Origin of the sequence: Kribbella sp. NPDC049174, from assembly GCF_043197365.1 — a bacterium.
Classification (GTDB): domain Bacteria; phylum Actinomycetota; class Actinomycetes; order Propionibacteriales; family Kribbellaceae; genus Kribbella.
The window spans coordinates 73,723-90,828 of record NZ_JBICSZ010000009.1 but is presented as its reverse complement, the minus strand read 5'-3'; the positions used below and the strand labels follow the sequence as shown (position 1 = coordinate 90,828).

13 protein-coding genes are annotated in these 17,106 nt (G+C 69.0%); 10 read left to right on the top strand and 3 right to left on the bottom strand.

Going from position 1 to position 17,106, the window contains the following annotated elements; translation table 11 throughout:
- Positions 1 to 41: 41 nt before the first annotated feature.
- From ACGFIF_RS34625 to ACGFIF_RS34590, 8 genes are all read left to right on the top strand, one after another.
- On the top strand, positions 42 to 3,629 hold the full coding sequence (locus ACGFIF_RS34625; protein WP_393160317.1) for a DUF4132 domain-containing protein: 3,588 nt from the start codon (positions 42 to 44) through the stop codon (positions 3,627 to 3,629).
- Positions 3,629 to 4,723: an AAA family ATPase gene (locus ACGFIF_RS34620; RefSeq protein ID WP_393160316.1), complete on the top strand. Its 1,095-nt coding sequence runs from the start codon at positions 3,629 to 3,631 to the stop codon at positions 4,721 to 4,723. Before ACGFIF_RS34625 ends, ACGFIF_RS34620 begins: the two co-directional genes overlap by 1 nt.
- 12 nt (positions 4,724 to 4,735) lie before the next feature.
- Positions 4,736 to 7,153 (top strand): DUF5682 family protein, encoded by a 2,418-nt coding sequence (locus ACGFIF_RS34615; RefSeq protein ID WP_393160315.1) that lies wholly within the window; start codon positions 4,736 to 4,738, stop codon positions 7,151 to 7,153.
- On the top strand, positions 7,150 to 8,289 hold the full coding sequence (locus tag ACGFIF_RS34610; protein ID WP_393160314.1) for a VWA domain-containing protein: 1,140 nt from the start codon (positions 7,150 to 7,152) through the stop codon (positions 8,287 to 8,289). The genes ACGFIF_RS34615 and ACGFIF_RS34610 overlap by 4 nt, the downstream gene beginning before the upstream one ends.
- A complete protein-coding gene (locus ACGFIF_RS34605) occupies positions 8,286 to 10,283 on the top strand; it encodes a hypothetical protein (protein ID WP_393160313.1) in 1,998 nt (665 codons plus the stop codon). The genes ACGFIF_RS34610 and ACGFIF_RS34605 overlap by 4 nt, the downstream gene beginning before the upstream one ends.
- A 61-nt stretch (positions 10,284 to 10,344) precedes the next feature.
- A complete protein-coding gene (locus tag ACGFIF_RS34600) occupies positions 10,345 to 10,914 on the top strand; it encodes a DUF4865 family protein (RefSeq protein WP_393160312.1) in 570 nt (189 codons plus the stop codon).
- Between the two features lie 73 nt (positions 10,915 to 10,987).
- Complete coding sequence (locus ACGFIF_RS34595; protein WP_393160746.1) at positions 10,988 to 12,202, top strand: MFS transporter; 1,215 nt, start codon at positions 10,988 to 10,990, stop codon at positions 12,200 to 12,202.
- 10 nt (positions 12,203 to 12,212) lie between these two features.
- Positions 12,213 to 13,145 carry a DMT family transporter gene (locus tag ACGFIF_RS34590; protein ID WP_393160311.1) on the top strand — a complete coding sequence of 311 codons (933 nt, stop codon included), beginning with the start codon at positions 12,213 to 12,215 and terminating at the stop codon, positions 13,143 to 13,145.
- Here ACGFIF_RS34590 and ACGFIF_RS34585 read toward each other — a convergent pair.
- Positions 13,064 to 13,759 (bottom strand): TetR/AcrR family transcriptional regulator, encoded by a 696-nt coding sequence (locus ACGFIF_RS34585; protein ID WP_393160310.1) that lies wholly within the window; start codon positions 13,757 to 13,759, stop codon positions 13,064 to 13,066. The genes ACGFIF_RS34590 and ACGFIF_RS34585 overlap by 82 nt on opposite strands.
- Positions 13,760 to 13,805: 46 nt before the next feature.
- Between ACGFIF_RS34585 and ACGFIF_RS34580 the strand changes: the two genes are divergently transcribed.
- The gene (locus ACGFIF_RS34580; protein ID WP_393160309.1) at positions 13,806 to 14,717 is read left to right on the top strand and encodes an SDR family oxidoreductase; all 912 of its coding nucleotides are present in this window, start codon (positions 13,806 to 13,808) and stop codon (positions 14,715 to 14,717) included.
- On the opposite strand, the gene ACGFIF_RS34575 is transcribed toward ACGFIF_RS34580, so the two are convergent.
- Together ACGFIF_RS34575 and ACGFIF_RS34570 are read right to left on the bottom strand one after the other, a co-directional pair.
- Positions 14,714 to 15,514, bottom strand: a complete 801-nt coding sequence (locus ACGFIF_RS34575; RefSeq protein WP_393160308.1) for an MBL fold metallo-hydrolase — start codon at positions 15,512 to 15,514, stop codon at positions 14,714 to 14,716. The genes ACGFIF_RS34580 and ACGFIF_RS34575 overlap by 4 nt on opposite strands.
- Before the next feature lie 25 nt (positions 15,515 to 15,539).
- The gene (locus tag ACGFIF_RS34570) at positions 15,540 to 16,136 is read right to left on the bottom strand and encodes a LysE/ArgO family amino acid transporter (protein WP_393160307.1); all 597 of its coding nucleotides are present in this window, start codon (positions 16,134 to 16,136) and stop codon (positions 15,540 to 15,542) included.
- Between the two features lie 74 nt (positions 16,137 to 16,210).
- Between ACGFIF_RS34570 and ACGFIF_RS34565 the strand changes: the two genes are divergently transcribed.
- Positions 16,211 to 17,098 (top strand): LysR family transcriptional regulator ArgP, encoded by an 888-nt coding sequence (locus ACGFIF_RS34565; protein ID WP_393160306.1) that lies wholly within the window; start codon positions 16,211 to 16,213, stop codon positions 17,096 to 17,098.
- Positions 17,099 to 17,106: the final 8 nt, after the last annotated feature.

Here is a 17,106-nt window from a genome sequence, read left to right as displayed (position 1 = left end):
GGCAGGTAGCTTTCGGGACTCGACGAGCTGGGGGTGGGGACATGACCGAAACGACGGCGGTTCCGGCGGAGCTGGAGCAGGTGTTGCGAGCGGCGCTGGAGTCGCTCGCTGACCGGAATGCCGCGTTGCCCGAGAGGGTCGCGGACTACGTGCTGACCGGCGCGCCCGAGTCCGCGCTGGCTGGGTTGGGCGACCCCGACGACGCTCTGAAGCTGGCACTTCTGCATCCCCACTACGAACGAACAGCGGCGACGCGAGCCCTGCCTGCAGTTGTCCGAGGCTGGCCGCGGTTGCCGCTCGAGGTGCTCGGCCGCTGGGCACGGGTGCTCGGCGCATGCATGGCCGGTGGACTTCAGTGGGTCCAGCTCGATCGGGTCGGCGGGCGACTGTGGCCCGAGGCGCTGATTCTTCAGCTCGGGAACGTCTTCACCGATCAGTACAACACGATGTCGCTGCCGCTCCACGCCCTCGACCACGCGCGCTTCGAGGAACTACTCGTTGCCGACGGCCTCGAGCCGTCGGCCCTGCTGACCATGGCCTTCACCATCGGTCGGACCACCTCGATCGGCTATGTGTCGGACTGCCGGCGCGAGCTCATCCAGAAGCTGGCCGGGTACGACGACGCGGTGCACCGGCACACCGAGGCGATCCGGGCGGCGATCTCGGTCGACAAGGTCGCGGACCAGCAGTCGGTGCTTGCGATGCTGCTTCCGCTGACCGCCGAGACGCTGACCGGGTTCGCACCGGAGATCGCCCGTATCCTCACGTCGTCCAGTCAGCAGGTTCGCAAGGACGCCCGACCGCTGCTCGCAGGGCCTGGCGTCATGGCCGAGCTGCGACAGTTGGCGGCGAGCGGCAAACCCGAGCAACGACTGCATGCCTTGAAGCTGCTGTGGGCGTCCGACAGCCCGGAGCTGCGTAGCTGGGCCGAGGAGTGTGCCGCGGCCGATCGGGCGGCGAGCGTCCGTGACCTGCTGAAGGACTGGAACACCGCGACCGTCGCAGACGAGCTTCCGCCGCTGGACCTTCCGGTCGTCGACCTGCGCGTTCCGCTGACCGACGACATCCGCGAGCGGCTGCAGAGCATCGTGGCGCAGCAGATACCGGGTCACATGGTGTCCCAGGCCCGTCGATTCGGCCTGCGCACCGGGCTGAGCGATGACGATCTGCAGGCCGTGCTCGAGACGCTGGAGACCGGACAGCCCGTCGGTGTCGTCGCCCCCGACGACGGGGTGTCGGAGTACTGGGCCCATTGGACGCTCAGTCGGCACGCCGCGGCGCTGGGACCGGTCGTGACGACCGTCCTACTGGCTCGATGCGGCACTCTGGTGAACCGCTTGGGCGAGATGCCGGGCGACGTAGCTCGCATCTTCGACGAGCTGTTCAAGGACACCGGACACCCGACGCTCCTGGAGCTGGCGGTGCTGTTGGAGACGCTGGGTGTGGATGGCCGCGCCGTGATCGCGGACAGGTTCAAACGCACGTACGGCGGGCTCGGCGACGATTGGCCGGAGGAAGCCGTTGCCCCGTTCGTCCAGTACGCGTTGCCTCAGTTCCTCGAGCTGCTCACCACCGCGTCGAGCGATTGGTACACCGACGACAAGGCGCCGTTCCGTGCCCTGGCGATGCTGCCGGCGTTGCCGCAGGACGCGGTCGACGCGCTGTTCGGCGTCGCGCTCGGTCCGCGTAAGACCTCGCGGCGGGACGCACAGGACATCTTGGTGCGGGCGAAGGGGGTCGAGGACCGCATCGTCGCCGCGCTCACCGACGGCAAGGCGGATACCCGGACGAACGCCGCTCAGTGGCTGCAACGGCTGCGGTACGAGTCCGCCGTACCAGCGCTGGAAGCCGCAGTGGCCAAGGAGAAGAACGACGTCACCAAGGGCGCGCTGCTGGACGCTCTGCAGGCCTACGGGCTGCCGGTGGAGAAGTACGTCGACCGCGCCGGGTTGGCGAAGCAGGCCGAGACCGCACTGGCCAAGGGGCTTCCGAAGGGCCTGGAGTGGCTGCACTGGGAGGGCCTGCCGCCTGTGCACTGGGCGGACTCGGGTGAGGCCGTTCAACTGCCGATCTTGCGGTTCCTGATCGCCCAATCGGTCAGGGCGAAGTCACCCGAGCCGAATGCCCTGCTCCGCAAGTACTGCGGCCTGTTCGTGTCGAGTGAACGGGAGGAGCTCGGTCAGCATCTGCTCGAGGCTTGGCTGGCCCATGACACCACCCCGATCCCGATGGACGAGGCGCTGAAGCTCGCCGAGCAACAGGCCGCTTGGCTGCACCCGTACATGAACAGCAACCCGCAGTACTACCAGGGCGATCCGATGCTCGGCATGAGCGAGCAGGAGATCGTCGCCCGCCTGCTGCCCGGGTTCGCCCGGCAGCCGGCCGGCTCGGCGACAGCGTCCAAGGGCCTGCTGGCGGTGGTCGCCGCCTGCGCTGGTGAGCGAGCCGCAGCTCCGGTCGGCAGGTATCTGAAGGAGTGGTACGGCACCCGGGCCGCGCAGGGCAAGGCCCTGATCGCGATGCTGGCCTGGATCGATCACCCGAGTGCGACGCAGCTGATGCTGTCGGTTGGATCCCGGTTCCGGACGAAGAGCTTCCAGGAGGAGGCGACCCGGCAGGCCGAGGCTTTGGCCGAGCGGAAGGGCTGGACCCTGAGCGAGCTCGCCGACCGGACCATCCCGGTCGCCGGGTTCGACCCGGACGGCCACATCGAGCTCAGCTACGGCGACCGCGTGTTCACCGCCGTGCTGCGACCGGATCTCACCATCGAGCTGCGGTCCCCGGAGGACAAGAGGATCAAAGCGCTGCCGGCGCCGCGACAGTCCGACGACGAGGCAGCGGTCAAGGACGCCAAGAAGGCGCTCACCGCTGCGAAACGGGAGTTGAAGGCGGTCGTCCAGTTGCAGACCGAGCGCTTGTACGAAGCTCTGTGCACTGAGCGGACGTGGCCGGCAGACGACTGGGAGCGGTACCTCAACGGCCATCCGATCGTGCGGTACCTGACCCAGCGACTCGCCTGGGTGGCCGACGGCGAGGTCGTGTTCCGGCCGCTCGACGACGGGACGCTGACCGACGTGGACGACAGCCCGGTGAAGCTGGCCGACGACACCGAGATCGCGATCGCACACGACAGCCTGCTCGACGAGGAGACGGTGCGCAGTTGGCAGCAGCACCTGGACGACTACGAGGTCGTGCCGCTGTTCCAGCAGTTCGGCAAGGGCACCTTCGGGTTGCCGCCGGACCGTGCGGACGACAACTGGCTGCGGGACTTCGAAGGGCATCTGCTGGAGGCGTTCGCGCTCCGCGGACGGGCCGGGAAACTCGGCTACACCCGCGGCGGCACCGAGGACGGCGGCTGGTTCTACGAGTACGAGAAGCGCTTCCCGACGCTGGGGCTGACGATCGTCGTCAGCTTCACCGGGAACCCGCTGCCGGAGCAGAACCGGACGGTCGCGCTGAGAGCGGTCGGCTTCCGGCAGAGCCGTCCGGGCGAGAGTGGGGCCGTCACGATGCTGCGGCTCGCCGACGTACCGGCCGTGCTGCTGTCCGAGGCGTACAACGATCTCCGGCTGATGGCGTCGGACGGCTCCGGGTACGACCCGGACTGGGAGAAGAAGTCGGAGTACTGATGCACAAGGCAACGATCCTGCGGGCGCCCGCGGAAGAGGTGTACGCCGACGAGCTGACCCGGCTGGCCGCCGCGGACACCGGACCACGGCCGGAAGGCTGGAACCTCTCCCCGCGGGCGGTCCGGACCTTCGTACTCGGCGACCACGAGCTCGGCGTACAGCAGAAGTTCTACGGCGACGACGCACTGATCGATCGCTGTGTGGTGACGCTGATGAGCAACCGTGGGCTGCTGCTGGTCGGCGAGCCGGGGACGGCGAAGTCGATGCTGTCGGAGCTGTTCGCGGCCGCGATCGGCAGTGACTCGACCTGCACCGTCCAGGGCACGTCGGGAACGACCGAGGACCAGATCACCTATTCCTGGAACTACGCGCTGCTGCTCGCCGAGGGACCGACCCAGCGTGCGCTGGTGAAGGGACCGATGTACCAGGCGATCGAGCAGGGCAAGGTGTGCCGGTTCGAGGAGGTCACCCGGGTCCAGCCGGAGATCCAGGACGTGCTGATCGGGCTGCTGTCGGACAAACTCGTCCACGTTCCGGAGCTCAGCGGCGCCGAGTCGACGGTGTTCGCGGCGCGCGGTTTCAACGTATTGGCCACGGCCAACCTGCGCGATCGTGGCGTCCACGAGATGTCGAGCGCGCTGAAGCGGCGGTTCAACTTCGAGACGGTACGGCCGATCGCCGACCGGCGGCTGGAGGAGCGGCTGATCAAGCAGCAGACCGCCGCGTTGCTGGCCCAGTCGAATGTCGAGGCCCGGCTGAGTGATGACGTGGTGGAGTTGCTGGTCACCGCCTTCCACGACCTACGGGACGGGGTGACGGCCGAGGGGACGGTGATCGAGCGGACCAGCGCGGTGATGTCGTCCGCGGAGGCGGTCGCGGTCGGGTACGCGGCCGGTCTCGACGCCGAATACTTCGGTGGCGGTGAGGTCGGCGGTGAACACGTCGCCCGGCAGCTGATCGGGACGGTGCTGAAGGACAACCCGGACGACGGGAAGAAGCTGCGGCACTACTTCGACGTGGTGGTGAAGCAGCGGGCCAAGAGCGACGACCGCTGGCACCGCGTCCTCGACGCCCGCCGCGAACTCGACCGCTGAGGCCGGCGTTCGATGGCGACCGATGGTCTTCTGACCACCGCGGGCGTGCGGGAGTTGGCCGCAGACCTGGTGCGGGACGACCTCGTCGTGGTGCCCGTCCGGCACCACAGTCCGGCCTGTGCGTTGCTGGTACGACGGATCATCGCCGAGCACCGGCCCAGCGTCGTACTGGTGGAAGGACCGCGCGGGTTCACCCCGATGATCCCGTTGCTCACCCATCCCGAGGCCCGGATGCCGCTGGCGATCTACACGTACGCGGTGCGCAAGGCCGACCGATGGGCCGGCTACTACCCGTTCTGCGACTACTCACCCGAGCTGGTCGCGCTGCGGGATGCGGCCGGACGGGGCATTCCCTGCCGGTTCATCGATCTGAATCTCGCCGAGCAGCATCTGGCCGAGGAATCGTTGCCGGCCGGTGGGGAAGAGGGCGTCTCGCTGCTCGACGAGCGGCACTTCCGGCACAGCGAGAGCCTCAAGCTGCTGGCGGCGCGACTGGGTTGTTCGGACGACGAGGACTTGTGGGAGCTGCTCTTCGAGGCCGACGCGAGTACGACGGATGTGAGTGAGCAGATCGCGCGGATGGCGGCGTACTGCCTGCTGGCTCGCGCTGACCGGACCGCACAGGAGCTCGCGGCCGATGGCGCGACGGCTCGCGAGGCGGGGATGGTCTGGCACATCCGTACGGCGCTGGCGGCGCGGTCCGGCACCGAGGGGCCGGTGATGGCGGTGGTCGGCGGGTTCCACGCGGTGGCGCTGCCGGAGCTGCTGGCGGCGCCACCACCGCGGCCGAGCTTCACGCTGGGGGCGGTCTCGGGCGACTCCGCCCTGATCCGCTACACGTTCGAGCGGTTGGAGCGGCTGAACGGCTACAGCGCCGGCATGACCTCACCGGCCTGGCACCAGCGTCTCTGGCAGAGCCTGATCGATCCACCGGCCGGTCAACATCCGCGTGTTGCTGCGACTTTGACCGCGTTGCTCGACATCAGCGCGGAGCTGCGCGACCGGCACCGTGTCCCGCTGGCGTTGCCGTCGGTCTCGGCTGCGTTCGACCAGGCGCTGCAGCTTGCCGCGCTCCGCGATCGTCCTGCCCCGTTGCGCAGTGACCTGCTCGACGCCGTACAGAGCTGCTTCGTGAAGGGCGACATCGATGTCGAGGGCGTCCTCGTCCGCGCTGCAGCCCAGCACACGCTGACTGGTGATGCGATCGGTCAGGTCCCGCCGGGAGCCGGTCGAACTCCGTTGGTCGAGGACGCGCTGCAGCGGTTACGCCGGCTTCGGTTGCGAGTGGACGAGCCCGGTCGGCAGAGTACGTCCCTCGACATCTATCGCAACGCGACGCATCGGGAGACGTCGCGCCTGCTGCATGGGCTGTTGGCGCTTGACGTCCCGTTCGCGCACCGGTCCGCGGGCCCGGACTTCGTCCACGGCTTCGGGCTGGGGCGGCTGCACGAGAAGTGGGACTACGCCTGGTCGCCGATCGCGGAGGGCGCGCTGGTCGAAGCGTCCGTGTACGGATCGACCGTGCCGACTGCGGTCAGTACCCGGTTCGCCGAGAAGCTGGCCGCGCTGCGCACGACCTCGACGACCGCATCCGGAGCGGTCGGTCTGCTGGCGGGCGCGTGTGTGCTCGGTCTGCACGAGCAGGTCGGGGAGACGCTGGAGCTGGTCCGGGACAGCATCGCCGCCGACGCGTCGTTCGCCGAAGTGGCGACCGCGGTCACCCAGCTCGGCCTGCTGTATGAGGCTCGCGAACCGCTCGAGGCACGCAAACTCGACGCGGTGCCGTCTTTGCTGCGTACGGCGTACCAGCGGGCGATCTATCTCGGCCGGCAGCTGATGGGCGACGCGGAGTCGACAGCGGACGCGCTCGTGCGGCTGCGCGATCTGCTGGTCGCGGAAGCGGGCAGCGACCTGGACGCGGACCTGTACTGGGACTTGGTCGACCGGATCGCGGACGGGCATCCCGAGCCGTTCGTCCAGGGTGCCGCGAGCGGTATCGCCTATTCGGCCGGCCGGGTTGACGCGGACGGGGTCGTCGGGCGGGTGACGGGTCATCTGGCCGGCGGGGTTTCGCCCGCGGCCGGAGTGGCGTTCCTGTCGGGGTTGCTGATGACCGCGCGGGAGGCGGCGTGGCAGGAGCAGCGGCTGCTGGTCGAGCTCGACCGGCGGCTGACCGGCTGGGACCAGGAGACGTTCGTCCAGCATCTGCCGGAGCTGCGGCTCGCGTTCGCTGAGCTGACACCGAGCGAGACGGATCGCGTGGCGACAGTGGTCGCGGCGATGAAGGGGCTGGCCGAGTTGGGCACGTTGCTCGTCACCACGGCCGACGCGGGAGAAGTCCAGCAGCGGTTGCTGTTGTCCGAGCAGGTCAGGGCGCTGCTCGAACGAGACGGCCTCGCGGGCTGGCTGGCCGGGGGTGACGGGACATGACCGTCGAACGATGGCGGCTGGTGCTGGGCCGCTACTCGAGCGGACAGTTGGGCGATCCGGCGGCGGGCAGTGACCAAGCTCGAATGGAAGCTGCGCTCGACTACCTGTACGGGCGTGAGTACGGCGGTCGCGGTGTGCGCGGATCGTCCGGGGCCGGCGGGGAGACTGCTGAGCTTATGCCCGGTGGCAGTGGCGCCTCCGCCCCGGCGCTGGTCGAGTGGTTGTCGGAGGTGCGCGAGCTGTTCCCGCGGGAGACGGCGGAGATCGTCGAGCGTCACGCTCTCGACCGCTACGGCCTGACCGAGCTGATCACGGATCCCGAGACGCTGGAACGTCTCGAACCGGACGAGGATCTGCTCAAGACACTGCTCGCGCTGAAGGGACACCTGGGTGAGGAGACCCTGGTCGTCGCGCGGCGGATTATCCGGCAGGTGGTCGAGGAACTCCGCCGCCGGCTCGAGCACAAGGTCCGGGTCGCGCTGTCGGGCCGGCTCAACCAGCACCGGCACTCCCCGATGAAGGTGGCGGCGAACTTCGATCCGGTCGGGACGATCCGGCGCAATCTGAAGCACTACGACCCGGGGGGGCAACGGCTGGTACTCGCCGAGGTGCTCTTCTTCGAGCGCAACGCGCGCCGGCTGCCTTGGGACATCATCGTCTGCGTCGACCAGAGCGGCAGCATGGCCGGCTCGGTGATCCACAGCGCGGTGATGGCGGGGATCCTGGCCGGGCTGCCCGCGTTCCGGGTCCGGCTGGTCGTGTTCGACACCTCGCTGGTCGACCTGTCGGAGCATGTCGACGACCCGGTCGACGTACTGATGCGTGTCCAGCTCGGTGGCGGGACCGACATCGGCAAGGCGCTCAGGTATTGCGCTCAGCTGGTGGAGAACCCGCAGCGCACCGTGCTCGTGCTGGTCACCGACTTCTGTGAAGGTGGTCCGCTGCCGGCGCTGGTCCGGGCGGTGCGCGGGCTGGCCGAGGCACGGGTCAGGTTGCTCGGTCTGGCGGCGCTGGATGGTTCGGCGAATCCGTTGTACGACAAGCAGATCGCCGGCCGGCTGGCCGATGAGGGGATGGAGATCGCGGCGCTGACACCGGCACAACTGGCGTCCTGGCTGGTTGAGGTGACGAGATGAGTCCGCGTACGGCGCTGGTCGAGCTGCTCGGCCGGTACGACGATGACGCTTGGGCGGCGCTGGCGACGAAGGGGTTGTTGCGGCGGGCGCGCAAGGACCTCACCCAGCTGACACCGTCGATCGTTGCCGAAGGCCCTGAATCGGTCGAGGTCGCGGTCGGCGAAGTGACTGTCACCTTCGGGCCGGCCGGTCCGGCTGTGGCGACTTGTACCTGTGCGAGTGGATCCACGTGCCAGCACGTCGTCGCGGCCGGGATCTGGCTGGGACTGGGTGGAGGTGCGGAGGCCGCGTCTGGCGGCGCTGGGCCGACGTCCTCGCCGGCTGTCGTCGCGGGTGATATGGCTGGGCTCGGGGCCGAGTTGCTGGGTGTGGGGCGGGCGGAGTTGGTCGAGTTCGCGGGGTCGGCCGGGTATCGGTGGGCTCGGGGGTATGTCGAGGATCTCGAGCTGGAGGAGGGATTCCGGGTCGAGGGCGGGCAGCAGTTGGTGCTGTCGTTGGTGAGTCCTCGGGTGAGCTTCCGGTCGATGGGTGGCGGGCTGGCCGGGATGGTGCCAGACAGCAAGCTGCCCGCGGTGGAGAAGTATCAGGTCGCGGCTGTCCTTGCCTACCAACGGGCCAACGGCAAGGAGCTCGAGCCGATCCGCCGTCGTGAGCCGTCCACAGTCGGGGCGACCGTGGGCGACGGGCGGGTGGCTGTGCGCATGGCCGTCGTACAACTGCTGACTGACACCGTGAGGCTCGGGCTTTCGCATCTGTCGGACTCGATCCTGCAGCGGTACGAGACGCTCGCCGTGTCGGCGCAGGGTGCGGAGTATCACCGGCTGGCGCGAGCGCTGCGGGCGATGGCCGGGCAGGTGGAGTTGGCGCTGGCTCGATCGGCTCGGGCCGACGAGCGGTTCCTGCTCGAGCAGGCGGCGACGACGTACGCGCTGGTGAGTGCGCTGGAGTCGATGGGCGACGTACCGCGGCTGGTGGGGACTGCTCGGGGTCGCTTCGACACCGCGGGCAAGCTGGAGCTGATCGGTGTGGGTTCGGTGCCGTGGCGGTCGGCGTCGGGGTTCGCCGGGTTGACCGCTGTGTTCTGGGCGGCGGCCGACGACCGGTTCGTCGCTTGGACCGACAGCCGTTCGCAGGGTGTGCTGTTCGACCCGCGCAATCGGTACGACGCTCCCGGGCCGTGGTCGGGGATGCACAGCCCGGCCGAGGCCACCGGTTCGAGCGTGAAGCTGGCGAATGCCCGGCTCACGTCGACGGGGCAGTTGTCAGGCGTCGACAGCACTCGCGCCTTGGTGGTGCGACAGTCGGGCGCCGAGATCGCGGCGGCGTTGCCCGCGGTGAGCCGGTGGGCGGGGTTGGCCGGTCGGCCGGTGAGCCTGCTGGATCCCGCGGACCCGCTGCGGGAGTGGGCAATCCTGCGGCCGGCGGGCTTCGGTCCGGCGTCCTTCGACCAGGCCATGCAGCGGCTTGAGTGGCCGGTGACGGACGAGGCAGGCGACGTACTGCCGTTGCACTTGCCGTACTCCGCCGAGACACAGCACGCCGTCGCCCGGATCGAAGCCCTGCCGACGCCGGCGCCAGGAACACTCGTCGTCGCCAAGATCCGCCGCACCGCCGAGGGGGTCGTCGGCGAGCCGCTGAGCCTTGTCCACCCTGACGCTCCGGCCGGAAGCGCGGTCGATGCGCTCCACTTCGGCCCGGAACCGGTCGCCCGGCCCCGGCCCATGACCGGACCGCGAGCGTCGTCCACCGCAGCCCCACCACCGCAGCTCCTGGACCTCGCCAACTGGCTCGTCCGCCAGGCAGAACGTGGCACCGCGGGCACGTCACCCGGCGCCTTCACGGCCGAGCTGACGCGGCACCGCCAAGCGCTCAGCTCAGTCGGCTTCACCGTCGTTCCAGCCACCACAGAGTCCCCCGATCCGGCTGCGGTGTTGCTGCGGTCGCTGTATCTGACCCTGCAGATCACCCAGCTCCTGACCGGTGCCACCGCCTGAACCGATGCTCTGTACCTACTAGTATGTCGGTAACCGAGCGAGAGGGTGGACCGTGGATGCGATGCAGTACGAGATCACGTTGCCGACGGACTACGACATGGGGATCATCCGGCGGCGGGTGGAGGCGACCGGGCATCGGCTGGACGACTTCGACGGGCTGGGGGTCAAGGCGTACCTGATCCAGGACCGGGCCAATGGCGCGATGGTCAATCAGTACGCGCCCTTCTACCTGTGGAACGACCCGGCGGGGATGGGGCGGTTCCTGTGGGGTGGCGGGTTCTTCACCGCGATCTGTACGTCGTTCGGTCGTCCGCCGGTCCGGCACTGGACCGGGGTGGAAGCGCTGGCCGGTCCGGACGTCGATCAGCCGGCGCTGAGCGCGACCAAGCACACCTGGCAGCTGTCGTCCGACGTGGACCCGGCCGATCCGGTTGCCGAGGCGCTCGAGACCGTCCGGAAGACCGCGGCCGGTGCGGATGTCCACAGCTCCGCGATCGCTGTGGATCCCACGCGCTGGGAGGTTGTGCACTTCACCTTGTGGTCCTCGCCGGAGCCGGGTGCGGCGCCGGGCACGCGGTACCAGGTCCTGCACTTGTCCACACCTGGAACAAAAGACCTGCTCGGGCACTGATTTCCCCGGTATCTTTCAAGACATGAGGTACACGAGCCCGCACCTTTGACGCACTGACCGCCTACCGAAGAGCCTGTCCAGCCGCATCGTCGCGTACGAGGCGCTGCAGGACTTCATCCCGCTGTATCCGCTGTACCAGCTGCTGTTCGCCGACCACGGATTGTCGCCCGCCCAGATCTCGATCCTGTTCGTCATCTGGTCGACGACCGCGTTCCTCCTCGAGGTGCCGTCAGGCGCCTGGGCCGACACGTACTCGCGGCGCAAGCTGCTGGTCTTCGGTGCCCTGCTCAGCGGACTCGGGTACGCGGCGTGGATCACGGTGCCGTCGTTCGCCGGTTTCGCGCTCGGCTTCGTCCTGTGGGGTACGTCGTCCGCGCTGATCTCCGGCACGTTCGAGGCCTTCGTGTACGACGAATTGGCCGCGCGCGACTGCACCGACAAGTACGCCGGACTGCTCGGCCGAGCCAGGTCCGCCTCGCTGATCGCCAACCTGGCCGCGACCGCCTTGGCCGCGCCCTTGTTCGACCTCGGCGGCTACGTGCTCGCGGGTGTCGTCAGCGTCCTCAGCTGCCTGATCCAGGCCGCTGTCGCCCTGACTCTCCCGGAGGCTCCACCGGTCGAGCCTGCACAGCCCGAGGAGGACGAGCCGCAACCGACCTCCACCCGGACCGCGCTCGCCGAGTACTGGTCGATGCTGCGGGCCGGTGTGACCGAAGCCCTGACCAGCCGTCCGGTCCGAAGAGCCGTGGCGCTGGTTGCCTTGCTCGGCGGCTTCCTGGCGTTCGACGAGTACTTCCCGTTGCTCGCCAGAGATGCCGGCGCGTCCACCACCTGGGTGCCGTTGCTGATCGCCGGGACCGTTGCCGCACAGGCGATCGGCGGCGCACTGGCCGGACCGGCGTACAAGCTGCCGGCAACAACCTTCGCGATCGGTCTCGGAGCAACGGCGGCCCTGATCGCCTGGGGAGCGTTGAGCGGAACGGCCTGGGGCTTCGCCCCGATCGCGATCGGGTACGGCGTGATGCAGCTGGTGATCGTCGTCGCGGAGGCGCGGCTGCAGGACTCGATCACCGGTCCGGCCCGAGCGACCGTGACGTCGGTGTCCGGCTTCTTCGCCGAGGTCTTCGCGGTCGCGGTGTACGCCGGCTTCGCGCTGGGTTCGCTCTGGTTCAGCATGTCGATCCTGGTCGCCGCGCTGACGATCCCGGTGCTGCTGACGGCGCTCGTCGTACCGTTCGCGCTGCCGGCGGCGAAGAATTCGGTGTCCACCGAAGTGTCGGACGCCTAGCGTCAGGGGCATGAAGAAACAGGGCGTGCTGGCAGCGGGTGCGGCAGCGGTGACGGTGGTGGCGTGGGCGTCGGCCTTCGTCGCGATCCGTCATGTCGGCCAGGAGTTCTCGGCCGGTGCGCTGTCGCTGGGCCGGTTGCTGGTCGGCAGTGTGCTGCTGGGCGTGTTCGTGTTCCTGCGGCCGCGGCGTTGGCCGGCCAAGGGTGACTGGAAGTTCCTGCTGCTCTGCGGCCTGTTGTGGTTCGGCGTCTACAACCTCGCGTTGAACGAGGCCGAGCAACGCCTCGACGCCGGCACGACCGCGATGCTGGTGAACATCGGCCCGCTGCTGATCGCTTTGCTGGCCGGGGTTCTGCTGCACGAGGGCTTCCCGCGTCAGCTCGTGTTCGGCAGCATCGCCGCGTTCGGCGGGGTGATCCTGATCGGCCTGTCGTCGTCGGAGGGACGGGCCGAGACATGGGGCGTCGTACTCTGCCTCGTCGCCGCGGCCGCGTACGCGATCGGGGTCGTCGCGCAGAAGCCGCTGCTCGCCAGGCTGCCCGCGCTCGAGGTGACCTGGCTGGCCTGTGTGATCGGCACGATCAGCTGTCTGCCCTTCACTCCCGCGCTGATCCGGGAGTCCGCGGACGCGCGGCCGTCGACCATCTGGTGGATCGTGTTCCTGGGTGCGTTCCCGACCGCGATCGCCTTCACGACCTGGGCCTACGCGCTGGCGCGGACGACGGCCGGCCGGATGGGTGCCACGACGTACCTGGTCCCGCCGCTGACGATCCTCCTCGGCTGGCTCCTGCTCGACGAGAGCCCGGCGCCGCTGGCCTACCTCGGCGGTGTGCTCTGCCTGATCGGTGTCGCGATCTCGCGCTATCGGCCGCGCCGGACCGAGGCGCCGATCCCGGCCGTCAGCACGGTCAGCCCGGACTCGAACCCGCTGTCGAAGTCGTAGGCGAGACCCTCTGGACCCAACTCGCCGACCACGCGGGCGAGGGTCGGCGCCTTGCCCACGGGCAGTGCCTGCACCCGGGTGAGCAGGTCGGGAGCCAGGTCGAAGCTCTCCGCGCGCACCGCGGTCTCACCGAGCGCGAAGCCGTGGATGAAGTCGATCAGCGTGTTCACCGACTCGAAGATCTCCCGTGGCGACAGCCCGGCCCGGTCGAGCGCGCGGTAGAACGGCTCTACGACGACGACTACGACCTCTGACACCGCCGACGTGTCGGACAGCACCTGCAGTGCGAGGTTCGGATGCGCGCGGAGCGCGTTGCGATAGGCCCGCGCGGCGTCCTTCAGTTGCTCCTGCCACGGCACCGCCTCACCCGGATCGACCTGCTCCAGCCCCGCGAACACCAACTCCGCGAGCCCGGCCAGGACGGCGGCCTTGTTCGGCAGGTGGTGGTAGAGCGACATCGGGTTGACCCCGAGCGCCGAGGCGAGCCGGCGCATGGTCAGCGCGTCGATGCCCTCGTCGTCGACGATCCGCAGCGCCGCCGTCAGGATCGCCTCCCGGCTCAGCCGCTCCTCGCCGGCCCGAGGCCGACCGGACCGCTTGCCAGCATTAATCATACGTCGTATGGTACATAACCATACAGCGTATGGAAAGGATGCCAGGATGAAGCCGTTGGCGGGGAAGGTTGCGTTGGTGACGGGGGCGACCCGGGCGGCCGGGCGGGGCATCGCGGTCCAGCTCGGTGCTGCCGGTGCGACTGTGTACGTGACCGGGCGCAGCACGCAGGCGCGACGGTCGGAGATGAACCGGCCGGAGACGATCGAGGAGACCGCGGCGCTGGTCGACCAGGCCGGCGGTCACGGCATCGCCGTACCGGTGGACCATCTGGACCCCGAGCAGGTCCGTGCTCTCGTCGACCGGATCGAGAGCGAGCAGGGTGCGCTGCACATTCTGGTGAACGACATCTGGGGTCAGTTCAGCGAGCCCGAGTGGGAGAAGACCGTCTGGGAGAGCGATCTCGACAACGGTCTGCGACTGCTCCGGCTCGGCGTCGACACCCACGTGATCACCAGCCACTTCGCGTTGCCGCTGCTGATCAAGTCACCCGGCGGACTGGTCATCGAGATGACCGACGGCACGAACGAGTACAACGCGGACAACTACCGCGTCTCGTTCTTCTACGACCTTGCCAAGGGCGCGGTCAGCCGGATGGCGTTCGCGCTCGCGCACGAGCTCGACAAGTACGACGCGACCGCCGTCCTGCTCACCCCCGGCTGGCTGCGGTCCGAGGCGATGCTCGAAGGATTCGGCGTGACCGAGGCCAACTGGCAGGACGCGACCGAGCGGATCCCGCACTTCGCGATCTCCGAGAGTCCGTCGTACGTCGGCCGCGCGGTGGCGGCCCTGGCCGCGGATCCCGACGTACGGCGCTGGAACGGCAAGTCCACCTCGAGCGGCGAGCTCGCCCAGCTCTACGGCTTCACCGATCTCGACGGGAGCCGGCCGGACGCGTGGCGCTACATCGTCGAGGTGCAGGACCCCGGCAAGCCTGCCGACACCACCGGCTACCGCTAAAGCCGGTACGGCGGGCAGAGCTCGCTGCCTGGCCCGGGCGTCGCCAGTGGACGTGCGTCGCTCTGCAATGCCGCATGTGGGTGGGCGGCCGCGATCGGGATCCCCGACGCGGCCGCCAGCGCGAGCACTTCCTGGCGCGACGTCACGGCCCGCGCGGGATCGCGCTCGTACAAATAAGTGAGCTCAGGCCACCGGGCCTGCGCCGGATGGACCAGCACATCACCGCCGAGCACCGCCCGCTCGGTCACCACCGACTGATGGCCAGGCGTATGCCCCGGTGTCGGCAGCAACCGCATCCCGCGCAGTCCGACCTCACCGTCCACCACTCTGAGCTGCCCGGCCTCGACGATCGGCCGGATCATCCGCTCGTACGTCGCCCCGCCGCGCACGTGCTCGAGCTCATCCCGCTGGACGACGTACTCCGCGTTCCCGAACCGCGGCCGCTCACCCTCAGCGCTCCACCCCACGTGATCCAGGTGGACATGCGTCAGCACCACGGTGTCGATGTCGCTCTCGCGAACCCCCACCTTCTCCAGCAGGCCCGGCAACCGCCCACTCACCCCCAGCCACTCAGCTGCCTCACCACCCGCCGGCCCGACCCCGGCATCAACCAGTACGACGCCCGCATCCCCGATCACCAGGTAGCTGTGGAAATGCAGCCACCACCCGTCAGCCCGAACATTCCCCGGCGCCAGCTCCGCGGTCCAGTCCGCGTGCTCGGCACTCCACCCCGGCAATGCCTCCTCGACACTCTCCGGAAACACCGCCACCGCATCACACAACACCGTCACGTCCACGCGCTCAGTCTGCGTTCAATCTGGGTCAGGGGAGGAGCATCCAGGTGGCCAGCGCGGTCATCAGGATCGCGATTCCGGAGTCGAGGAACTGCCACGCGCGAGGACGGGCGAACAGCGGGGTCAGCTTGCGGGCGAAGAAACCGAGGGCGAAGAACCAACTGAACGACGCGGTGACGGCGCCGAGGCCGTAGATCCAGCGGCCGTCAGCGCCGCGCTGGTTGGCGAGGGAGCCGAGCAGGACGACGGTGTCGAGGTAGACGTGCGGGTTGAGGTAGGTGAACCCGAGGCAGGTCAGGAGGACGCTGCGGAGGGCGGCCGGGGCATGGTCGGCGGGGCTGATCGCGCCGGGGTTCAGAGCGCGCCGGAAGGCGAAGGCGGCGTACACGTAGAGGAAGGCGGCGCCGCCGTACGTCGCGATGTCGAGAGCGAGCTCGCTGCGGGTGAGCAGGGCCCCGAGACCGGCGATACCGCTGGAGATGAGGAGGGCGTCGGACAGGGCGCAGACCAGGACCACCGGTAGGACGTGCTCACGGCGCAGGCCCTGACGCAGGACGAATGCGTTCTGCGCGCCGATCGCGATGATCAGGGACAGCGTCGTGGCAAAGCCGGCAAGGAGGGGCATGCGTACGACGGTAGGCAAGCTCCACGCCATCAGACCAGCTAAAGATTCTCACGTGCCATTAGCATGGCTTCATCATGCAGATCGACTCCGCACAGCTCGACACCTTCGCGGCCGTGGTCGACGAAGGCAGTTTCGACGCGGCCGCGCGACGGCTGAACATCACACCGTCGGCGGTGAGCCAACGCATCAAGGCGCTGGAGGGCCGGCTCGGCCAGGTCGTGGTGATGCGGGGCAAGCCCGCGCGGCCCACGGAGGCGGGTCAGGCGCTGCGAAGGCTCGCGCGCCAGGTCTCGCTGCTGGAGCTCGAAGCGATCGCGGCGGTTCGGGGCCGGGCGGACACCCTCCGGCTGCCGATCGCGGTGAACGCGGACTCGCTCAACAACTGGTTCCTGCCCGCGATGCTCGACTTGTCCGAGCACCACGCGGCGCGGTTCGTCGTTCATCAGGAGGACGAGGAGCACTCCGCCGAGTTCCTTCGCAACGGCACGGTGCTCGCCGCGGTGACCGCGGATCCACGGCCGGTCCAGGGCTGTCGCGTCGTACCGCTGGGCAAGCTGCGGTATCTGGCGGTCGCCACGCCCGATTACGCCGACCGCTGGCTGGCCGGGAAACCGTTGCCGGAGGCACTCGCCGAGGCGCCGATGATGGTGTTCAACAGCAAGGACCAGCTCCAGCATCGGTTGATGCGCAAGGTGACCCGGCGGAAACTCGACCCGCCGTCACACGCGGTGCCCGCGCCGGGCGCGTTCCATCAAGCGGTCCGGATCGGCCTCGGCTGGGGCATGATCGAGGACGAGGTCGCCCAGCCCGAGCTGGCCGCCGGCCGGCTCGTAGAGGTTGCCCCTGGCAAATACATCGACGTCCCCCTCTACTGGCAGCACTGGAAGCTGCAGTCAACGATCCTCGACGCCCTCACCGAAGCGGTACTGCGAGCAGCGTCGAAGGGCCTCCGCAAACCCTGAACTCAGTC

Bases quoted from the DNA above. Each gene is read 5' to 3' on its own strand.
- ACGFIF_RS34565 (WP_393160306.1), top strand. From the start codon at position 16,211: ATGCAGATCGACTCCGCACAGCTCGACACCTTCGCGGCCGTGGTCGAC.
- ACGFIF_RS34580 (WP_393160309.1), top strand. From the start codon at position 13,806: ATGAAGCCGTTGGCGGGGAAGGTTGCGTTGGTGACGGGGGCGACCCGG.
- ACGFIF_RS34610 (WP_393160314.1), top strand. From the start codon at position 7,150: ATGACCGTCGAACGATGGCGGCTGGTGCTGGGCCGCTACTCGAGCGGA.
- ACGFIF_RS34605 (WP_393160313.1), top strand. From the start codon at position 8,286: ATGAGTCCGCGTACGGCGCTGGTCGAGCTGCTCGGCCGGTACGACGAT.
- ACGFIF_RS34570 (WP_393160307.1), bottom strand. From the start codon at position 16,136: ATGCCCCTCCTTGCCGGCTTTGCCACGACGCTGTCCCTGATCATCGCG.
- ACGFIF_RS34590 (WP_393160311.1), top strand. From the start codon at position 12,213: ATGAAGAAACAGGGCGTGCTGGCAGCGGGTGCGGCAGCGGTGACGGTG.
- ACGFIF_RS34625 (WP_393160317.1), top strand. From the start codon at position 42: ATGACCGAAACGACGGCGGTTCCGGCGGAGCTGGAGCAGGTGTTGCGA.
- ACGFIF_RS34620 (WP_393160316.1), top strand. From the start codon at position 3,629: ATGCACAAGGCAACGATCCTGCGGGCGCCCGCGGAAGAGGTGTACGCC.
- ACGFIF_RS34585 (WP_393160310.1), bottom strand. From the start codon at position 13,759: ATGATTAATGCTGGCAAGCGGTCCGGTCGGCCTCGGGCCGGCGAGGAG.
- ACGFIF_RS34600 (WP_393160312.1), top strand. From the start codon at position 10,345: ATGCAGTACGAGATCACGTTGCCGACGGACTACGACATGGGGATCATC.
- ACGFIF_RS34615 (WP_393160315.1), top strand. From the start codon at position 4,736: ATGGCGACCGATGGTCTTCTGACCACCGCGGGCGTGCGGGAGTTGGCC.